The organism is Streptomyces griseoruber (assembly GCF_001514205.1).
GTDB classification, from domain to species: domain Bacteria; phylum Actinomycetota; class Actinomycetes; order Streptomycetales; family Streptomycetaceae; genus Streptomyces; species Streptomyces griseoruber.
The window spans coordinates 139,439-158,694 of record NZ_KQ948767.1 but is presented as its reverse complement, the minus strand read 5'-3'; the positions used below and the strand labels follow the sequence as shown (position 1 = coordinate 158,694).

General features: G+C 74.0%; 13 protein-coding genes. 10 read left to right on the top strand and 3 right to left on the bottom strand.

What is annotated here, in order from left to right; all coding sequences use genetic code 11:
• The first annotated feature begins 131 nt into the window (after positions 1-131).
• From AQJ64_RS15895 to AQJ64_RS15885, 3 genes are read left to right on the top strand one after another with little or no spacing between them, the layout of a single operon-like run.
• Positions 132-3,491 (top strand): CHAT domain-containing protein, encoded by a 3,360-nt coding sequence (locus AQJ64_RS15895; protein ID WP_059202726.1) that lies wholly within the window; start codon positions 132-134, stop codon positions 3,489-3,491.
• Positions 3,488-5,425 carry a CHAT domain-containing protein gene (locus AQJ64_RS15890; protein WP_055636482.1) on the top strand — a complete coding sequence of 646 codons (1,938 nt, stop codon included), beginning with the start codon at positions 3,488-3,490 and terminating at the stop codon, positions 5,423-5,425. Before AQJ64_RS15895 ends, AQJ64_RS15890 begins: the two co-directional genes overlap by 4 nt.
• Positions 5,422-6,567 (top strand): ComEC/Rec2 family competence protein, encoded by a 1,146-nt coding sequence (locus tag AQJ64_RS15885; protein WP_055636481.1) that lies wholly within the window; start codon positions 5,422-5,424, stop codon positions 6,565-6,567. The genes AQJ64_RS15890 and AQJ64_RS15885 overlap by 4 nt, the downstream gene beginning before the upstream one ends.
• A 7-nt stretch (positions 6,568-6,574) precedes the next feature.
• Here AQJ64_RS15885 and AQJ64_RS15880 read toward each other — a convergent pair whose 3' ends face one another.
• The 3 genes from AQJ64_RS15880 to AQJ64_RS15870 form a co-directional block, all read right to left on the bottom strand.
• Positions 6,575-7,339: a hypothetical protein gene (locus tag AQJ64_RS15880; protein WP_055636480.1), complete on the bottom strand. Its 765-nt coding sequence runs from the start codon at positions 7,337-7,339 to the stop codon at positions 6,575-6,577.
• Positions 7,340-7,438: 99 nt separating this feature from the next.
• Positions 7,439-8,728 (bottom strand): CHAT domain-containing protein, encoded by a 1,290-nt coding sequence (locus AQJ64_RS15875; RefSeq protein ID WP_055636479.1) that lies wholly within the window; start codon positions 8,726-8,728, stop codon positions 7,439-7,441.
• A 57-nt stretch (positions 8,729-8,785) separates the two neighbouring features.
• Complete coding sequence (locus AQJ64_RS15870; RefSeq protein WP_055636478.1) at positions 8,786-11,467, bottom strand: tetratricopeptide repeat protein; 2,682 nt, start codon at positions 11,465-11,467, stop codon at positions 8,786-8,788.
• A gap of 496 nt (positions 11,468-11,963) precedes the next feature.
• Here AQJ64_RS15870 and AQJ64_RS15865 point away from each other — a divergent pair, with 496 nt between their 5' ends.
• The 7 genes from AQJ64_RS15865 to AQJ64_RS15835 all read left to right on the top strand — a co-directional run bounded on the left by AQJ64_RS15865 (position 11,964) and on the right by AQJ64_RS15835 (position 19,228).
• Positions 11,964-13,367, top strand: coding sequence for a hypothetical protein (locus AQJ64_RS15865; RefSeq protein WP_055636477.1), 1,404 nt, complete (start codon positions 11,964-11,966; stop codon positions 13,365-13,367).
• 292 nt (positions 13,368-13,659) lie between these two features.
• A complete protein-coding gene (locus AQJ64_RS15860; protein WP_055636476.1) occupies positions 13,660-14,964 on the top strand; it encodes an NAD(P)/FAD-dependent oxidoreductase in 1,305 nt (434 codons plus the stop codon).
• Positions 14,961-15,713 (top strand): DUF1365 domain-containing protein, encoded by a 753-nt coding sequence (locus tag AQJ64_RS15855; RefSeq protein ID WP_055636475.1) that lies wholly within the window; start codon positions 14,961-14,963, stop codon positions 15,711-15,713. The genes AQJ64_RS15860 and AQJ64_RS15855 overlap by 4 nt, the downstream gene beginning before the upstream one ends.
• Positions 15,710-16,978, top strand: a complete 1,269-nt coding sequence (locus AQJ64_RS15850; RefSeq protein ID WP_055636474.1) for an SAM-dependent methyltransferase — start codon at positions 15,710-15,712, stop codon at positions 16,976-16,978. Before AQJ64_RS15855 ends, AQJ64_RS15850 begins: the two co-directional genes overlap by 4 nt.
• Positions 16,975-17,601, top strand: coding sequence for a hypothetical protein (locus tag AQJ64_RS49640; RefSeq protein WP_055636473.1), 627 nt, complete (start codon positions 16,975-16,977; stop codon positions 17,599-17,601). The genes AQJ64_RS15850 and AQJ64_RS49640 overlap by 4 nt, the downstream gene beginning before the upstream one ends.
• Positions 17,598-18,425: a DUF1295 domain-containing protein gene (locus AQJ64_RS15840; protein ID WP_055636472.1), complete on the top strand. Its 828-nt coding sequence runs from the start codon at positions 17,598-17,600 to the stop codon at positions 18,423-18,425. Before AQJ64_RS49640 ends, AQJ64_RS15840 begins: the two co-directional genes overlap by 4 nt.
• The gene (locus AQJ64_RS15835; protein ID WP_079061693.1) at positions 18,422-19,228 is read left to right on the top strand and encodes an alpha/beta hydrolase; all 807 of its coding nucleotides are present in this window, start codon (positions 18,422-18,424) and stop codon (positions 19,226-19,228) included. The genes AQJ64_RS15840 and AQJ64_RS15835 overlap by 4 nt, the downstream gene beginning before the upstream one ends.
• The last annotated feature ends 28 nt before the right edge of the window (positions 19,229-19,256 follow it).

Genomic DNA, 19,256 nt, shown 5'->3' with positions numbered 1-19,256 from the left:
GCGGGCGAGGCCGTGGCTTCGGAAGGCTCGCCGTCGTCAAAGCACCCGGGAAGAAACCTCGTTCCAGCCTGCCTGCCGGTAAACAGCGCTTCTAAGATGATTCAGGTGGGTACGGAAAGGAGCACAGCGAAGTGACCGACAGCACGGAGGCCGGAAGAGGCTCACCGACGCCGGGCCGCCCCCTCGCGGGCCTGTTCCCCCAGGTGCTGGCCGACCACCCGCTCCACTGCGGCAAGTGCGAGCACCGGGCCGACCATCGGGTACCGAGGCTGATCGACTGGCGTGACCGCGAGGCCGTGGAGCTGCTGGCGCGCTGCGCTCCCACCGTGCTCTGCCAGGCCTGCGGCGAGGGGATTCCGCTCGACGCCCCCGTGGTCGTCCTGCGACCGGGCGACCCGGCGGCCATGCTCCTGTGCCTGCCCTTCCACACCGACCCGGAACAGGACGGCAAGGTGCTGCGGGCCGTCCTGGGGCATCCGGCGGTGCCCCGTACCCCGGAGGGCCGGGTCTCGGCCCCGGTCGTGACGGCGCTGGCCGATGCGGCGGCTCTGGCCGGCCGGTACACGGGGTTCGCGCTGTGCGCGCTGTCGGGGCTGGACCTGGCCCCGGAGGAGCCCTGGACGGACCGGGAGCGGGCCTGGCTCGCCCAGCTCTCCGAGACGGTCTCCGCGCCGCCACTGCACGCGGAGTTCGCCGCCTTCGTCCAGCATCCCTCGGAGGCCGAGGCCGTCGCCGAGGCCACGCGGACGGGCGTACTCCTGGACCCGGTGTGGTCGGTGGTCGTGGACGAACTCGCCGCACGCACCGCCGCCCTCCAGGTCGACCCCGAGGCCCTGGAGCGGGTCCGGCAACGGGCCGGTGTGCTACGGCGATTACGCCTCGGGACGATCCCGCCCACCGGCCAGGACGGGCTGGATCCGCGAACGTCGGAGCTCCTGGACCGGGCAACGGAGGGCTGGGACGAATTCGCCCCCGAACGACCCGTGGCCATCCGGGAGTTGATCGATGCTCTGCGGCAACGCCCCGACTGTGCTCCCTTGTTGGTGGCCGCCCTGATCAGCTACGCCGCCCGCGTCAGCACCGCCCACGGGCGTACCCCGGCCGCGCTGGCCGCCGCCTTCGAGGCCGCCGGTGAGGCGATCGTCCTCGCACCCGAGGTGTTCGGCGACGATCACGCCGTGACCCAGACCGCCCGGCAGGACTACGCCGCCCTGCTCCTGGAACGCCAGCAGGGCGACCCGGCGGACAACGAACGGCAGGCCCTGGCCCTGTTCGAGCAGGCCGCGAGGGCCCTCGCCACCAGCGGCGGCCGGGCTCTGCCGACAGCCCTGCACAACTGGGCGAACGCCCTGGTCAACCACAACCGGCAGGGCCGCACCGACAACCAGGAACGGGCGATCACCCTGTACCGGGACGCGCTCCACGTCCACCGCCGGCTCGCCCCCCGCGACCGGCGCGGCGAGCTGCTGCTCATGCTGAGCACCGCGGCGGCGCTGCGCAACCGCCGCGCGGGCAACGTCGTGGCGGCCGTCCGCGAGGCCCACCGGCTCTACACCGAGGTCGTGGACGATCCGCGCGCCCCGGAGCTGCTGAGCGCGCTGGAGCTGGCCCAGCCGGTGGCCAATCTCGTCAACTCCGCCTACCGGCTGCATCTGCTGGCCCCCGCCGAGATGCCCGCCACCGAAGTGGCCGAGGCCGCGCGGCGGGCCGCCGTACGGCTGGAGTCCACGCTGCGGGAGGGCGATCCCGGCCGGATCCGTACCCTGTCCAACCTCGGCGGTGTGCTCTCCCAAGTCCGCGACCGGCCCATGACCGGGGCCGAGGCGACCGGATCGGAGGACTCCGACCGCGACTTGGCCGTAAGGCTCACCGGGCAGGCGTACGAGGAGGCGGTCCGGCACCTGCCTCCCGGCCACGAGGAGCTTCTGCGGGTGGGGGCGAACCACGCCTCCTGTCTGGCGTCCTGCGCCGACGACCGCCCGGAGTTCCTGGCGCAGGCCCGGGAACTGCTCCACGAGCTGCTGTCGGCCGCCGCGCCGGAGCGCTCACCGGGGGTGCGGTCGGTCGTCGCCGCGAACCTCGGGCGGATGCTGCTGCGCGGCGGGGAGTCCGGTCCGGCCGCCGCCGTCCTGGAGACGGCCCTCGACGCCGTCGAACGGCTCTACCAGGACGCGCACACCCACGCGACCCGCCTCGCCGAACTGGGCGAGGGCGCCGACCTGGTGGGCTCCTTGGTCGTCGCGCACATCCTCAACAAGGACACCGCGGCCGCCGTGACCGCGATCGAGCGTTCCCGTGCCCGTCTGCTGCGGGACACACCGGCCGCGCGGGCCGGCCGGGACGGCTCCGCGCCCGCCGGGCGGCCCACGCTCTACGTGGGCACGGGACCACACGCGAGCTGGGTCGTTCTGGTCCGGCCGGGGTACGCGCCGTACGGGGCGCTCACCCCGCTGACCGCCGCCGACCTGCGCCCCCTGGTCACCGCGGTCCGCGCGGCCGACACCCACGAGGAACTGGCGGAGGCCCTGGACGCGGTGAGCGCGGTCCTGGGCCCGGCCGTGCTCGTGCCCGCGCGGGAGCTGCTGCGGGAGGCGGGACTCGGCGACATCGAGGTGGTCGCGTCGGGACTGCTGGGCGGGCTGCCGCTGCACGCGCTGCGCCCACCGGCGGAGGACGCAGCGGCGTCCGCGTGCTGGCTCGACCTCGCGGTGGTCCGGTACATCCCGGGCCGGTGGGCCGCCACCGGCGGCGCGCCGGGCCCCGCCCGCCCCGGCGTGGTCGCCGTCACCGACCCCGAGGGCGGGCTGGACTGCGCGCTGCACGAACCGGAGGCGCTGCCCGCGCGGCTCGGCGCCCGGTACCCGGAACCCGACGGCGGGGACCGCACCGCCTGGCTGCTGACGGCGCTCCGGGACGCCACGACCGCCCACTTCGCCTGCCACGCCCACTGGAACCCCGACGACCCGCTGAGCTCCTGGATCGACCTCGGCGCCCCGCACCGGCTGACGATCACCGATGTCCTGGACCTCGTCGCGCCCGGCCTCGGCCTCGTCGTGCTGTCCTGCTGCTCCACCGGTGTCGCCACGGAGTCGCTGGCCGACGAACTGCTGGGCTTCGGGACCGCGTTCCTGCTGACCGGGGCGAAGGCGGTGGTGTGCAGCACCTGGGACCTCTCGGACCTGTCGAGCAGTCTGGTGATGTGCCGGTTCTACCGTCTGCTCGGCCAGGGCGCCGACCCGGCGGTGGCGCTGCGCGAGGCCCAGTTGTGGCTCTCGGCGGTGACCAGGGCGGACATCGAACAGCTGGTCGCGGAGGCCCTGGACGAGGTGCCGGGGGCGCTGCTGCCCGTCGGACTCGCCGTCGAGGCACAGCAGTTGCTGTGGCAGGACACGGCGCCCGGGCACCGGCCGTTCCGGCATCCCGCCGCCTGGGCGGGGTTCGCGTACCACGGCACGGCGGAAGGCGCCCCGGAGGAAGGGGAGGCCGGGTGACCGCCCGGGACGCCGTGGCCGAACTGGTGGCCCAGTGGCCCCGGTTGCCGGAACTGGTCGGTCCCGGCTGGTCGACGCTGCGCCCCCGGGCGCTGGAGCAGATCGGCCTGCTGGCCTCGGCCACGACCGACGCCGAGCGGAGGCGGGGCGTGGGCAAGCTGCTGCGGCTGTTCCTCCCTCATCCGCGCGTGGGCGCGCTGCTCGCGGGGCCGGCGGCCAGGGACCCCCGACGCACCCCCGAGGGGGAGCCCGACGACACGGCGGAGTTGAGCGAGCTGTGCCGCCAGCTGGCCGCCGCGCCGTACGAGCAGTGGATCAGCGCCGTGTTCGAAGGGCACCCGCCCGGCGAGCCCTTCGAGGCCGGACGTGTCCACACCCTCGCCTTCACGGTGGACCGCCACGACCACCCTTTCGCCTTCGCGACGGCACAGCTCGACCTCGCCCCGGCCGCCGGCGAGGACAGCGCGATGCTCGACGTCACCCTGCACGGCGATCCGGACGCCGTCACGATCCGGCCGGTCCGTACCCGGCTCACCGTCCACCGGAACGTGCCCGCCTCCGTCCCCGAGGCAGCCTCGGCGGTCTTCGAAGTGACCCCGCGCAGGACGGACCGACCAGTGGTTCTGATGGCCCGCTTCACGCGGGGCGCCGCCCGGGTCTCCCAGGTGCTGCGACTCACCCTGCGTCCGGCCGGGCCGGTCGAACAGAGCGCTCTGCTGCCCCCGCTGACCACGGGTGACGGCGAGGGCCCGGACATCAGCATCACCCTGATGTCGGCGGGCGGCGGTCATCAGCTGTGCGTCCAGGACCGCACCGGGGCCGCCTTCGCCCCCCTGCCGCACGGCGTCACCGAGCTGTCGTCCAAGGTCCGCGAGGTCCGCAGGGGGCTCGGGCAGCTGCTGGGCGGCCCAGGGGGTCGCGTGTACGCGACCTCGCTGACCATCCCGAAGGACGTGTACCAGCAGGGACTTCGGACGCTGGCCCAGCACGGTGTCGACTTCTTCCGCGCCCTGTTCCGCGCTCCGGGCGGCAGCGAGGACCTGCGCAAGCTGGGCGACATGCTGCTGCACGCGGTCGACGAGGCGGAGAAGGGGGCCACGCCGCCCCCGCGCATCGAGATCGTCTCCGACGAACTCTGTCTCCCGTGGCACCTGATGTACATCGCCGACCGCTACCGGGAGGACGAGCTGAGCCCGACCCGCCTGCTCGGTCTCGGCAGCCGCGTCACCCTGGTCCCCCTCAGCTCCGGCCAGCGTCACCGGCCACCCGAGGCGTGCGGCTCGCTCGACACGCTCCGAGCGCTCCTCGCCGTCAACTCCGACATCGACCGCCCCGGCACGGACCGTCCCCGGACCCTGGTGTCCGGGCAGCTCGACTACTGGCGCGGGCGCCTCGCGAACCGGGCGGAGACGCTGTACGAGAGCGAGGAGGTGACCCGTGCCCTGGTCGGGCCGAGAGAGCCGGACGCGCTCTGGTACTTCTACTGCCACCTGGAGGAGGGCGAGGACCAGCCGTCGGAGGACACCCGTATGGTCCTCACCGGTGACCGGCGGCTGTGGCTGAGGAGGGTACGGAACACGGCGCCGTACGAAGAGCCCCTGTCCGGCGCGCCGCTGGTGGTGCTGAACACCTGTGAGTCGGCCCCGCCCTGGCCGGTGCGGCGCGCGGGGTTCCCGCCCTACTTCCTCGCCAAGGGGGCACGCGGGGTCGTCTGCACGGAGGCCAAGGTGCCGATGGAGTTCGGGACGGAATGGGCCCGGCGTTTCTTCGACCGGCTGCTCGCGGGCGTGCCCCTCGGCACCGCGCTGCACCAGGTGAGCCACGAACTGCTCACCGAGCACCACAACCTGCTCGGACTGCTCTACACCGCTCATGGCGACAGCGGCATGCTGCTGGTGCGGCAGCCGTCCGCGACCCCGGCGAGGCAACCGTGATCAGTGTGGAGGCCCTGCCCGCCCAGCACGGCGACTGCCTGTGGGTGGAGTGGGACGACGGCCCGCACCGCCGCCGCATGCTCGTCGACGGCGGCCCCGGCGCCCGGAACTCCCTGCCCCCGGAGCTGAAGGCGCGGTTCGACCGCCAGCCCGCCGACCCGGCGGCACGGGAATTCGAGCTGGTGGTGTGCACCCACATCGACGACGACCACATCACGGGGCTGCTGCCCCTGCTCTCCGCGCCCCCCGAGCACTTCAGCACACGCGACATCTGGTTCAACAGCCACCGTCACCTGGGCGCACGGGACACCCTCGGCGCCCGCAGCGCCAACCTCCTGGTGGACCGGCTGACGGACAGCGGTCTGCCGTGGAACCTCGAGGCGGGGGGAGACGCCATCGTCGTGCCGGACGACGGCCCGCTTCCCGTGTTCGAGCCGCGCGGCCTACGGCTCACCCTGCTGTCCCCCACTCAGGCGAAGCTGGACAAGCTGCTCGAGCACTGGCCGGATCCGCGCGACGCCACGGCGGACGAGGACCGGGACGTCCTCGGGCCGACGGCCGACGGCGACGGGACCGCCCTGACCCCGCAGCGGCTGGCCGAGATCATCGCCGACCGCCCCTACAGCCGGGACCGCAACCCGGCCAACGGCTCCAGCATCGCCTTCCTCGCCGAGCACCCCGACGGCAGCCGTGTGCTGTTCGGGGCCGACGCCCACGCGGAGACCCTGGTCCAGTCACTCGACCGGCACTGGCCCGGCGGCGGCTGTCCGGTCGCGCTGTGCAAGGTGCCGCACCACGGCAGTGCCCACAACGTCAGCCCGGCGCTGCTCGGCGCCCTCGACTGCCGGCACTGGCTGTTCTCCACGAACGGCGGCCGCGGTCACCAGAAACGGCTGCGGTCCGGCCGGTCCACGCACCCCGACCTGGCGGCGGTCGCCCGGATCCTGCTGCACGACCCGCCGCGGGGACCCGGTGCCACGCTCTGGTTCAACCACCGCTCCCCGAGCACCGAACGCTACCGGGACCCGTCCCTGCGCCACTGCGGCCTGCGGTCCGCGAAGTATCCCCTGGACGGCACCGAGGGCATCACCCTTCTGGTCCGGGGAACAACGGTCACCCGAGGCCGACTGCCCCCGCTCTGAACGGACTTCAGCCACCGGTGCCCCCGGGCACCGCGCCCTGGTCCGGCACCATGCAGGTCTCCAGCAGCCGCTCGGCGTAGAGCCAGGCCGCGGACTCCGCCCAGCGGGCCCGCACCAGCACGGACCAGAACACCGTCAGCGCGGCCTCGACCACCACCAGCACCGCCAGCAGCGCGGTCTCCGGGCGCCCGAGACACCCGGGCGGGACGAAGCCCCAGGCCACCACGGCCAGCAGGCCCGCGACCGCGATCACCAGCGCGTACGGGCGCAGGCCCAGCGCGTTGCGCCGGAAGCCGTACTCGCAGTTCTGCTCCAGCACCAGTTCGGCCCCGGGCAGCCCCCGGGCCCGAGCGCGCAGGACCAGTCCGGCGGCGTCGTAGATCTGGTCGGCCTCCTCCGGTTTCGCGCGCTCCTCGCTCTCCGTGGGCAACCGCAGCGCCGTGCCCGTGATCTGCTGTATGCGGGCGTGCAGGTAGGCGAGGCGCGGCCGGTCGGTGGGCCCGCGCCAGCGCAGCAACTGGACGCTGGGCTTCCCGCCCCAGGACTGGAACAGCCTGCTCTCGATCCGCTTCCCCCGGCTGCGCCCCAACTGGTCGGCGAGCAGGGGCACTCCGCTGAGCAGCGCCAGCGACCAGAGCAGTTGGGCGCGGGGCAGGTGGGGCAGGGCTGCGGCGACCGGCAGCACGAGGGGGAGCGAGGCGAGGAGCACCGGCCGGATCCGGGCCCGCCAGCTGTACTTGTCGAACGGAGCGGACAGCGTGAGCTGGCCCATGCCGCACCTTCCCGGGTTCCGTGTCCGTTCCCTGCGCCGCCTGGCCCGTCCCCGAGAGATACCCGTACGGGAGGCCGTTATACGTACGGGTGGGGCCGGTCAGACGCCGGAGTAGGCGAACCCGGCCCACGAGTCCGGACCGGCGAAGAGCCGTTCGTCGGGGGCGCCGCGCAGCTCCAGCAGCAGGGTGAACTCGTCGGCCGCCTGCTCCGGCAGCCACCCGGCCCCCTCGGCGAGGGCCTTCCGGTACGCGCTCAGCTTCTCGCCGTTCGTCGTGTCCCGCAGCCAGATCTGCGCCTCCCGCAGCGCCGTCGGCGGCGGAACCGGCCGCTCCTGATGGCGCCAGCGCCGGTAGAACTCCGTCATCAGCATCGCGGTGGCCTGGTCCGGGACCTCCCACAGGGCCCCGATGACCCCGGCGGCCCCCGCCTGCAACAACCCCGTGGGCAGCGATACGACCTCGTCGGGGAGCTCGTCGCCCGGCACCGACGTCTCGCACGCGGACAGCACGGCCAGCCGCAGCCGCAACCGCAGGGCCAGCAGATCCCGCAGCCGCAACGCGTCCGTGCCCGACAGCAGCAGCCGGCTCTCCAGCGGGGTCATCAGGTCCGCCTCGCCATGGCACGCCAGATGCGCGACGTCGGCCCGCCCGAGAGCCGCGGACACGGTCGGCACGTCGGCGGCGGTCCCCCCGGCGGACTCCGTGGACCCCGGAAAGGCCGCGGCCGCCACCAGGGCCTCGATCCCGGCGTTGTCCAACCGCCGGCTTCCCGCCTCCCGGGCCGGATCGGCGACGGTGAACAACCGCTCGACCGGCCCCTCGGCGAGTTCCCGGGCCGCCGTCAGCGCTCGGGCGTTGGGGACGTAGGTGAGGGTCGACTCGTCGAGCGCGTAGCGCCGCCCGGTCGGCCGTGACGTGTCCTGCGTCCACGCGGCGTGCAGGGGCAGCAGCCCGAGCAGTCCACCGGCCACGAGCGTCGCGGCACCGTCCGCGCGCAGCCGTCCGAGGACCGGTTCCATGACCGCGGTCCACAGCCATCGTGTGACGTCGTCGAGACCGGTCCTCCAGGAGTCCGTGGCGGTGGGCGTGTCCTCCTTGTCCGCGCCGTGCAGCTCCAGATGGCGCGCGACCCGCCCCCGCAGCGCCTCGCCGGTGAGTCCCGGCAACGGGACGTGCTCGACGTCCTCGCCCCGTACCACCATCGCCAGCCCGCCCGCCTCGGCCGCGGCGAGATAGACCAAGGGCTGGTACCGCGCCGCCACCGCCACCTCGTCCATGCCCGGCGGGGCGAGGAAGGACCCGAATCCCGGCACCCCACGGATCGCCCCGATGGCCTCGTCGAGCTCCCGCCGCGCGGCACCGAGCCCGATCAGGTCGTCGTCGGACATCCCCCGCTCCTCTCCCTCTTCGCGATGCGCCGTTCCGGTACGGCGACCATGCCTCCGTCAGTCCTCCAGCGCGCCCCGCGTGAACTCGCCCAGCCGCGCCACCGCCGCGCGGTACCGGTCGGCCAGGTCCTGGTGACCCGCCTCCGCCAGCCGGTCGACCATGGTGCTGCGCGCTTCGAGCGCCTCGGAGAGCAGCAGGGCCCTGCCGCGTTCCAGGACCACCACGGCCGCCGCCCGGTCCTCGGGCGTCGACCGCGCCACGTGGTTCCAGGCGGCCCGGACATGGATGTCGGCGGCCGTGCGCAGCCAGCTCCACCGGTGGGACCGCAGCACCTGGGCCTGGAAGAGCTGATGGGCCGCCGTCACCCCGAGTCCGAACGCCCTGGCCGCCTCGTCCGGTGCCTCCCGTGCCTCGGCCCACCGGCCCCACACCCGCGCCGCGCCGAGCGCGGTATCGGGTCCGGTGCGCAGCGCCAGACGGCAGGCCTCCGCCAGCAGTGCCACGCCTTCCTCGACACAGGCCTCCTCGCCGGTACGGCGATGTCGGCCGCGCAGTGACCGGCCCAGGTTGGCCAGGTGGAGGGCCCGGTCCGGGGAGGACTCCGACACCAGGGACAGCGCCGTACGGAAGTGGTCCTCCGCCGCGCGGAGATCCGCCGAGGCATCGTGCCGTACGCCCTGCCCGGCCGGTTCGCCGTCCGATCCCCCGCCCGCCCCCTTGTCCGGTCGCACGCCCGGTCGCCTGTCCGGCACGGTGGCACGCTGAACCAGGGCGCCGCCGAGGTTGTTCAGCAGGGTGGCACGCTGAGCCGCCGAGTCGGAGGGCAGGTGGAGCGTGTTCTCCAGGAGCCGGATCGCCTCGTCCAGCAGTCCCTGCTCGCCGGTGTGGCCGTACCGCAGGCGCAGGGCATTGCCCAGGTTGCCGGCGTAGCTCACGCCGGCCGGGGAGTCCGCCGGGGTCGTTTTGAGTGCTTCCCGCAACCGGTCGGCGCAGTCCCGCAGAGCGGCCTCGTCACCGGTGCGCTCATAGCGCTCGGCGAAGCCGACCGCGAGGCTGTTGAGGCACGCCGCCCGGTCGACGGAGTCCGTGGGGGTGGCCTCGGCCACCTGGGTGAAGAGCCGCAGCGCACGGTCCAGGGCGGCCAGGTCACCGGTGCGGCGGTAGCGGATCCACAGCCCGTTCCCCAGGTTGAACAGGAACCCGAGAACGCTCACCGACGCCGGCGTGTCCGGCGTGTCCTCTCCGGCGCCCTGTTCCAGCAGTTCCAGGGCCTCGTCCAGGTCCTTCTCGGTGCCGCGCAGTTGATACCGGGTGAGCAGCCCGATGCCGAGGCTGTTGACCCGGTCGCGCAAGCGGGCGAAGTCGGCGGAGGTCTCGGCGACGGCTTTCCGGTAGATCGTGATCGCACGGTCGATGTCGTCGTCGGCGGCGCTCCCCCGCTCAGCCCGCATCTGGAGGGCATGCCCGAGCGCCACCAGATGCGACGGCCGGTCCGCACTGCCTGGTACGGCGACCCGCACCGCGTGCTCGCCGCTGTCGATCGCGTGGTCGAGATCGGCCGGGTCACCGCCGCGTTCGTACCGGCGTCGCCAGGCGTTGGCCAGCGTCCCGTGGACCGCCGCCTCCAGACGGGATCCGGGTGTCACCAGGGCGGCGGCCTCGGTCAGCAGGTCGGTCGCCCGTTCCAGGTCGGCGGGGTCCGACCGCCGGTCGTGGCGGAGCAACAGCACGCCGGACAGGTTGGCCAGGGAGCCGGGCCGAGCCGGGGAGTCGGTGGGCAGGTGGCGCACCGCGTCGGTGAAGGCCCTGACCGAGCGGTCGAGATCCGCGTCGTCGCCCTGGATCTGATAGCGCTCGGCGAACGCACCACCGAGGTTGTCCAGGAGGGACGGCAGCCGGGCCAGCATCTGCTCCAGCGTGCCGATCCCCTGCTCGGTACTGCGGATCGCGAGTTCGAGGTCGTGGGGTCGGCCGCCGAACGAGTGCCGGGCGCGCAGCGCCTCGCCGAGCGCCCCGAGCAGTACCGGTACCGCCGTCGCGTCGGGTCCGGCGGCTCGCAGTGCCTTGAGCGCCAGGTCCACCGCGGCGTCCAGGTCCGCGGCGCCCCGGTCGCGTTCGTGCCGCTGCCGTAACGCGGCGGTCAGGCTCACCACCAGCTCGGCCCAGCCCGGCGGGCAGGTCATCGGCGGTCGAAGCGCGGCGCCGGCGCGGTCCAGCGCCGCGTCGAGATCCACGTCCCGCCCCGCCACCCGGTACCGCTCGACCAGCGCCTCGGCCTCCGTGACCAGGGCCGACTGCCGACGGGTCGGTATCCCCGCCACCAGTTCCCGTATCCGGGCGCGCACTTCGACGGTCTCGTCCAGCGCGGCCGCCGCTGCCTCGCCAGCGCCACGGGTATGGCGTTTCTGAGCCGCGTCGGCCCGCGCGACCGTCTCGGTCAGCCGCTGTCGGAGCGCGGCCCACCACTGGAAGGTCTCCTCGACCCCCCGCTGCCTGACCCGCCGGAGCAGCATCGCGTGCTCTTCCATCAGGACCCGCGTGTTCCGGTCGGTCTGCGCGTGCAGCTGCTCGGCCAGCGCCTTTTCCCCGGCGTCGGTGAGGAGTTCCGGATGTGTGGCGAGGAATGCCTCCGACTCTGCCCACGAGGAGGTGCTGAACCAGCCGGCCAGGACCAGGGTCAGCGAGTCGACGGGGGACGACGCGGGGTCTGCGGGCAGCTCGCGGGGCGAACCTGACATCTCATCACCATAATGCAGGTACAGGGCTTCAAGTCGGGGAACGGGCATAACTGACGGGGTCCGGCGCCATGACCGGCCCGCCAGCCGACATCGCCGGATTCGGGGCGTCTTCGCAGGCCCGCCCCTCACCAGCCCTCGTCGAGCTCGTACGCCCGGCTTCGGCGACGAGGACGTTTCCAGCGGGCGGGGCATGCCCGTGCCGGAAGGGGGATCGGGTTCCGAGGGTGAACCTTCCTTGTTTCCCAGTGTGTTGGCAGGGGAGGAAGGGGTGGGGTGGTCGGACCGCGCCGGCAGCCATGTCTCTCCGCAGGCGAACGAGCGGCCGACGCTCCCGTTCATGAGTGTTGATCATCCGACTGGGGGCGGGCGCATGAAGTGGCGTCGTTCGGCGAAGTCCGGTTCATCCGGTGACCGTACGGGGAAGAGCAGTCCACCTGACGGGAGTGCGCGGCCCGGTCCGTCCCCTGACGCCGGCACCGCCGACCTCCGGCGGCAGGTGGGCGAGCTGTTCTCCGAGGCGCAGGCGCTGATGGTCGGCGGCCTGTCCGCCGACGCCGCGCCGCTTCAGCAGCAGGCCCGGCGGCTGATGTACGTGCTGGTCGAGCGCGACCCGGGCGACCGGGAGGCCAAACGGATGCTCGGCAGCGTGCTCTACGGACTGGGCTCGACGCTGGTGAGTGCGGAGCAACCGAACGAGGCGCTCGCGGCGCTCACGGAGTGCGCCGGAATCTACGAGGATCTCGCGGAACTCGGTGAGCCCGACATGCAACCGCTCATCGCCGACGTCCGTGTACGCAAGGCACAGGTCCTCAGCAAGCTGGGCCGGGGCGTGTCCGCTGTCGTGGAGTCCGACCGGGCGGTCATGACCTACCTGGACCTCGGCGCGGACAACTCCGACCACCCTCTGTGTCTGGACCTCGCCAGAGTGCTGAGCCTGAACGCGAATGTCCTGTACAACCACGGCGACCACGACCTGGCCGTCTGTTCGGCGGACTGGGCCGTCCGCTACTACCTCGCCAAGGCCGAAGCGCTCAACAACGCCCCGCTCTCGCAGTCCTTCATGCACGGACGCTACCTACGGGGGTCCGCCGGAATCGCGGCGCGTGTGCACACCGAACAGGGCCGGCCCGAGATCGCCCTCGCCGTCGGCGGGACAGAGGTGCACAGCGCGCGGGCGATCGCCCGGTCGAACGCCCCCGAGGACCTCGCCCACCTGGCTTCCGCCCTCACCCGCCACGGACTCAACCTCCGCGAGGCGGGTCGTACGGACGAGGGCACAGAACTTGTCGAGGAAGGCCGGGGGCTCGTTCCCTCGGCCGCGGCCGAGGCCACCGAGTACTGGCAGTCCGTCACCGCCCACAGCACCGGAGACAACGGTGTGCCGTTGCCGTCGTCCTTCTCCGCCGCCCTGACCGCCGTGGCCCGCAGACTCGGTGACGACCGGGTGCCCTCGACGCTGCGCGAGCTGGCGTTCGACCCGGCGGAGGGCGCTACGACCGTGATCCCCTCGCTGCGCTGTCCGGTGCAGATCGCACCCGCTGCGGCGGCGATGCTCGCCGAACTCACCGTCGACCTCCTCGACGATCCGGACCCCTACAGCGCCCGGGAAGCCGGTCTCCTGGGCCGCGAGGCCCACTACTTGTTCGCCGCGGCCTCCCAGGCTCAAGTGATCTCCATGCGCTACCAGTTCCACGACTTCGGCGCCGCCTGGGCGCGGATGCTCCTGGCCCTGATACCCGCCTTCGACAGCGACCCCGCAGGCGCGGTGATCGCCGAAGACCTGGCCGGCTGGCTGGCCGGCATCACCCTGCAACTCCAGCCGTTCGCCCTTGTGGACCAGACAACCGGCCGCCTGGTCGAGGAGTGCAACCTCGTCGTGGAACGCCTCCTCCGGAGCTGAGAATCGTGATCGGCTGAAGCGCGGGCTGCCCCACGGATCTGCATGCTCCTTGCGGCGCGCTCTCAGGGCGAGGCCGACCGCTGGAGAGGAACCGCCCTCTCGCCCTCCTCCTGAGTCCCGCAGGAGTGATCGCCCGAGCCGCCGCAGCCGCGGCGCCCGGCTCCGCTCCGCGGTGCCCTCCACCGCCGCCCACGGGCCCGCCCGGCACCCGGCGAAGAAGCGGCCAATCCGTCGCCCGTTCCGCTCCGGATTACGCGCACAACCCTGATCGCCCAGAGCGGGAGGAGAGGCGATGGAGCGCACGTCACGGGACGTTCCGGAGCGGACGGCGCGGTACGGACGGCGGACAGCCGTGGTGGGATCCGGCGTGGCGGGACTGACCGCCGCGTACATCCTGGGCCGCGGCTGTCACGTCACCCTGTACGAGGCCGACGACCGGCTCGGCGGGCATGCGCACACGCATGAGCTGACGTCGTCGTACGACGGGCGGGTGCACCGCGTGGACTCCGGGTTCATCGTGCACAACCGCCGCACCTATCCGTACCTGCTACGGCTGTTCGACGAACTCGGCGTGGCCACGCAGGAGTCGGAGATGAGCATGTCGGTGCGGTGCGAGGGATGCGGCCTGGAGTACGCCGGAGCCCGCGGCCCGGCGGGGCTGTTCGCCCTGCCCCGCAATCTGCTGCGCGTCCCGTATCTGCGGCTGCTGGCCGAGGTGCCCGCCTTTCACCGGGCGGCCCGGCGGCTGCTCGCCCAGAGGGGCGAGGACGGGCTCACGCTGGGGGCGTTCCTGGACCGGGAGGGCTTCTCGGCCTACTTCCGCGCCCACTTCATGACACCGGTGGTGTCCGCCGTATGGTCCTGCGACGCCGCCACCGCCCAGCGCTACCCGGCCGCCTACCTGTTCCGCTTCCTGGAGCACCACGGCATGCTCTCGGTGGGCGGCTCACCCGTGTGGCGCACGGTCACCGGCGGTTCACGCGAGTACGTCGACCGGGTGGCCAAGCACATCGGCGAGATCCGCACCGCCACCCCGGTGCGGGCCGTGCGCCGCCGTGCCGACGGCGCCGACGTGACGGCCGAGGACGGTTCCACCGAGTCGTACGACGCGGTGGTGATCGCGGTCCACGCGGACCAGGCGCTGCGGCTGCTCGCCGACCCCACCGAGCGGGAACGGAAGGTGCTGGGCGCGTTCCGCTACTCACGCAACAGCACCCTCCTGCACACCGACACCCGGCTGCTCCCGCGCGCCCGCGGGGCCCGTTCCTCGTGGAACTACCTGATGCCGTCCTGCGCGGCCGGCGCCGACCGGGTGCGGGTCAGCTACGACATGAACCGGCTGCAACGCCTGGACTCCGCCGAGGACTTCGTGGTCACCCTGGGCGGGGAGGACCGGGTCGACCCGGGCCGGGTCCTGGCCCGCATGGTGTACGAACACCCGGTCTACACGCCCGAGTCGGTGGCCGCGCAGCAGCGCCTGCCCGAACTCGACAGCGCCGTCTGCGCGTTCGCGGGGGCGTACCACGGCTGGGGGTTCCACGAGGACGGCTGCCGCTCCGGCGTCGCGGCCGCGGCCGCGCTGGGAGCCCGCTGGTGAACGCCGTACCCGGCCCCCACCCGTGCGCCGCCCTCTACCCGTGCACGATCACGCATGTGCGGACCGCCCCCCGCCGGTACGCCCTGCGGCACCGCACCTACCTGTGGCTCATCGACCCCGACCGCCCGCCCCGGCTGCCGCGCCCGCTGCGCCCGCTCGCCCGGTTCGATCCGCGCGACCACTTCACCGGCGACCAGCCCTCGATCCGGGCCGGCCTGGACGCCTTCCTGGCCGCGCACGGCGTACGGCTGGACGGCGGGCGCGTGCTGATGCTCACGCACGCCCGGGTGCTCGGGTACGTCTTCAACCCGCTGACCCTGTACTGGTGCCACGGCCCCGACGGCGACCTGCGCTGTGTCGTCGCCGAGGTGCACAACACCTACGGAGGACGGCACTGCTACCTGCTGCGCCCGGACGCCGACGGGACCGCGCGCACCGGCAAGGAGTTCTACGTCTCGCCGTTCTTCCCGGTCGACGGCCGCTACCGCATGCGGCTGCCCGTACCCGGGCAGCGCCTCGACCTCGCCGTGCACCTGGACCGCGCGGGCGGCCGGGCCCTGACCGCGACGGTGCGGGGCACCCGCCGGGAGGCGGGCGGCGCGGCCCTGCTGCGGCTGGCGCTGCGCCATCCCTGGTCCCCTCTCGTCGTGTCGGCCGCGATCCGGGCCCACGGCATACGCCTGTACCTGCGGGGGCTGCCCGTCCAGCCCCGCCCCGACGACCACCGCACCCCGGAGAAGGTGACATGAGGACAGCAGAGCCCCTTACCGCCCGTCAGGCGCGAGCCGGCGTCGATCCGGCCCGCTGGCCGGACGTAGCCGTCGTGCCGCCCTCCTCCCGGGCCCGTGCCGCCGCGGCCGGGGTTCTGGTGCGCAGAGCGCTGCGCGGGCTGCCCCTGCGGGCCCGGTTCGCCGGCAGCGGCACCTTCGGCGGGGGCGGCCCGCTGCTGGAGATCCACGACCCGCGTGCCTTCCACGCCCGCGTCGGCACCGGCGGCCTGGTCGGCTTCGGCGAGTCCTACATGGCCGGCGAGTGGGACGCCCCCGACCTGGTCGCCGTGCTGACCGTCCTCGCGGGGCACGCCGCGGACCTGGTTGCGGCGCCGCTGCAACGGCTGCGCCGCCTGTGGGCGCCGCGGCACCCGCACGCCGAGCGCAACACCCCCGACGGCTCCCGCTCCAACATCAGCCGCCACTACGACCTGTCGAACGACCTGTTCGCCCTCTTCCTCGACGACACCCTCACCTACTCCTCGGCCGTCTTCCGCGGCTTCCCGGCGAGCCGGGACCTGCTCGTGGCCGCCCAGCGGCGCAAGATCGACCGGCTGCTCGACCTGGCCGGCGTGGGCGAGGGCACCCGGCTGCTGGAGATCGGCACCGGCTGGGGCGAGCTGGCCCTGCGGGCCGCCGCCCGCGGCGCGTGCGTCACCTCGCTCACCCTCTCGCGCGAGCAGCGGGCCCTGGCCCGGGAGCGGGTGCGCGCCGCGGGCCTCGAGGACCGGGTCTCGATCGAGCTGTGCGACTACCGCGAAGCGGGCGGGGAGTACGACGCCGTCGTCAGCGTGGAGATGATCGAGGCGGTCGGCGCGGAGTTCTGGCCGGTGTACTTCCGCACCCTGGACGCGCGGCTGGCCCCCGGCGGCCGGGTGGCGCTCCAGGCGATCACCATGCCGCACGAGCGGATGCTCGCCAGCCGGGACACGTTCACCTGGATCCACAAGTACGTCTTTCCGGGCGGCCTGATCCCCTCCACCCGGGCGATCGAGGAGACCGTCCGCGACCACACGCGGCTGCGCCCGGCGCGCCGCGACGCGTTCGGCGCCCACTACGCCGAGACGCTGCGCCTGTGGCGGGAGCGTTTCACCACGCGCGCCGAGGACGTCGAGGCACTCGGCTTCGACGAGACGTTCCGCCGCCTGTGGACCTTCTATCTCGCCTACTCCGAGGCCGGGTTCCGGGCCGGCTACCTCGACGTCCAGCAGTATCTGTTCACCAAGGAGGGCGCAGTCCGATGACCATCCTCCAGCCCGTCTCCCGGGACGGCGGCGCGACGGGACCGGCCGGTGCCCCGGCGGTCGTGCCACGTTCCCGGCGCGCGCTGCGCCGGCCGCCGAGGCAGCCCGGCGAACTCGGTCCGGCGCGGGCGTGCGCCACCGGCGCCACCGGCGCCCTCGACGTCGAGGGCGACCTCGGGGAGGGACGCAGGGCGGTGTGGGCGGCCGCCCGCGCGCGCGGCCCGCGCCCGCCCCGGCGCACGCCCGCCGACCGGGCGAGAGCGCTCGCCACCGCCGTACGGCTCGGGGTCGCGGGCCCTCCGCTCCTCGACGACACCATGGCCCGCTCGTGCGTCCACCGGGCGGGCGAGGGCCCCGGATTCACGTCCGCGGACGCGCAGCGGGCCAAGCCGGAGCTGGTCTGCCGCAATCTCGCCCTGAAGCCGGGTGCCCGGGAGCGGGCGGCGTACCCGGCGCCCGCCGCCGCCCCGGACAGCCACCTGCGGCCGCTCGGCGAGCCGGTGGGTCCGCTGAAGGCGGCCGGGCGGGAGGTCCGGCACACCAGGTCCCTGCGCGAGCATGACGTCCGCAGCGGTATGCCGACGACCACGCACCCGTGGGACGAGGGGCTGGAGATGCCGTGAGCGGTTTCCCGTGGGGCGCGTTCGCGCTCAATCTCGCCTGGGCCGCCGCCGCGGCCCTGGCCGTCATGCTGGTCACCTTCGCCGTCGCGGTGCGCGCGGGGGTGCACCGGATCGTGGACGTGGCCTGGGGGATCGGCTTCACCGCCGTCGCCGCCGTGACGTTCGCGGCCGGCGCCGGGTACGCAGACCTCGGTCGGCGGGTCCTGGTCACGCTGCTGACCGCGGTGTGGGGGATGCGGCTCGCCGCGCACATCGCCCGCCGCGGCCGGGGCCACGGCGAGGACCCGCGCTACGAGGCGATGCTGGCCAAGGCCCCCGGCAACCGGAACGCGTACGCCCTGCGGATGGTGTACCTGCTCCAGGGCGCGCTGGTGTGGCTGGTTTCGCTGCCCGTCCAGGCGGCGCAGTACGTGCCGGGCACGCCGTCCCTCGTCGCCTGGGCCGGTACCGCGCTGTGGGCGGTGGGCCTCGGCTTCGAGGCGGTCGGGGACGCCCAGCTCGCCCGGTTCAAGGCCGACCCCGACAACCGGGGCCGGATCATGGACCGGGGCCTGTGGTCGTGGACCCGGCACCCCAACTACTTCGGGGACTTCTGTGTGTGGTGGGGCCTGTTCCTGCTCGCCTGTGACTCCCCGGCGGCAGCCGCCGTGTCCGTCGTGTCCCCGGTGGTGATGAGTCTGCTGCTGATCCGGGGCAGCGGAAAGCGGCTGCTGGAACAGCACATGGCCGACCGGCCCGGCTTCGCCGAGTACACGGCCCGCACCAGCGGCTTCTTCCCCCGCCCTCCGAAGCGGGCCCGGACCGGCGGCCGGAGGAAACCATGACCGGCCCGCCCCCGGAGCCCGGGGAACGCCAGGCGAAGGGCCTTGAGGAGGAGCCCGGGAAGGAGCTTGGGAAGGGCCTTGAGGAGGGCCTTGGGAAGAGGCTTGAGAAGGAGCGTGCCGCCTCGCCGGGGTCCGCGCTGGTGCTGCGCGGGTGGCCGCCGCGGCCGCGGGCGGCCGTGCTGGTGCTGCACGGCGGGCAGGCGGACAGCGAGCGGCCCGCAAGGCCCTGGCAGCTCGCCGCGCTGCGCATGGACCCGATCCTGCGGGCGGTTGCCGCCGCGCTGCCCCACCAGGACGTCCTGGTGGGGCAGGTCCGTTATCGCCTCCGCGGCTGGAACGGCATGCGCGCCGACCCCGCGCGGGACGCCCGGCGGGCGCTGCACGACCTCGCCCGCCTCGCGGGCCCCGTCCCCACGGTGCTGCTGGGCCACTCCATGGGCGGCCGGGCCGCCCTGCGCGCCGCGGGTCACCCCCAGGTCCGCGGTGTGCTCGCCCTCGCGCCGTGGTGGCCTGCGGGCGAGCCGGTCGAGCAGGTGGCGGGCCGGCGGCTGGTCGCCCTGCACGGGGCGCGGGACCGTGTCACCTCCCCCGCCGCGACGGCCGACTGCGTGCACCGGGCGCAGGGCACGGCGACACGGGCCGGGATGGCCCTCGTCGCCGACGGCGACCACGCTCTGCTGCGCCGCCACCGCTTCTGGCACCGCACCGCCGCGGCCGTCGTGGCCCATCTGCTCGACCCGGACGGCGCACCGGACCCCCTGCCCGAGGAGTGCTACGGGACGGGTGCCTTCCCGGAGATCTGACCGCGCCGCTCCCCCACCCGATCCCGAG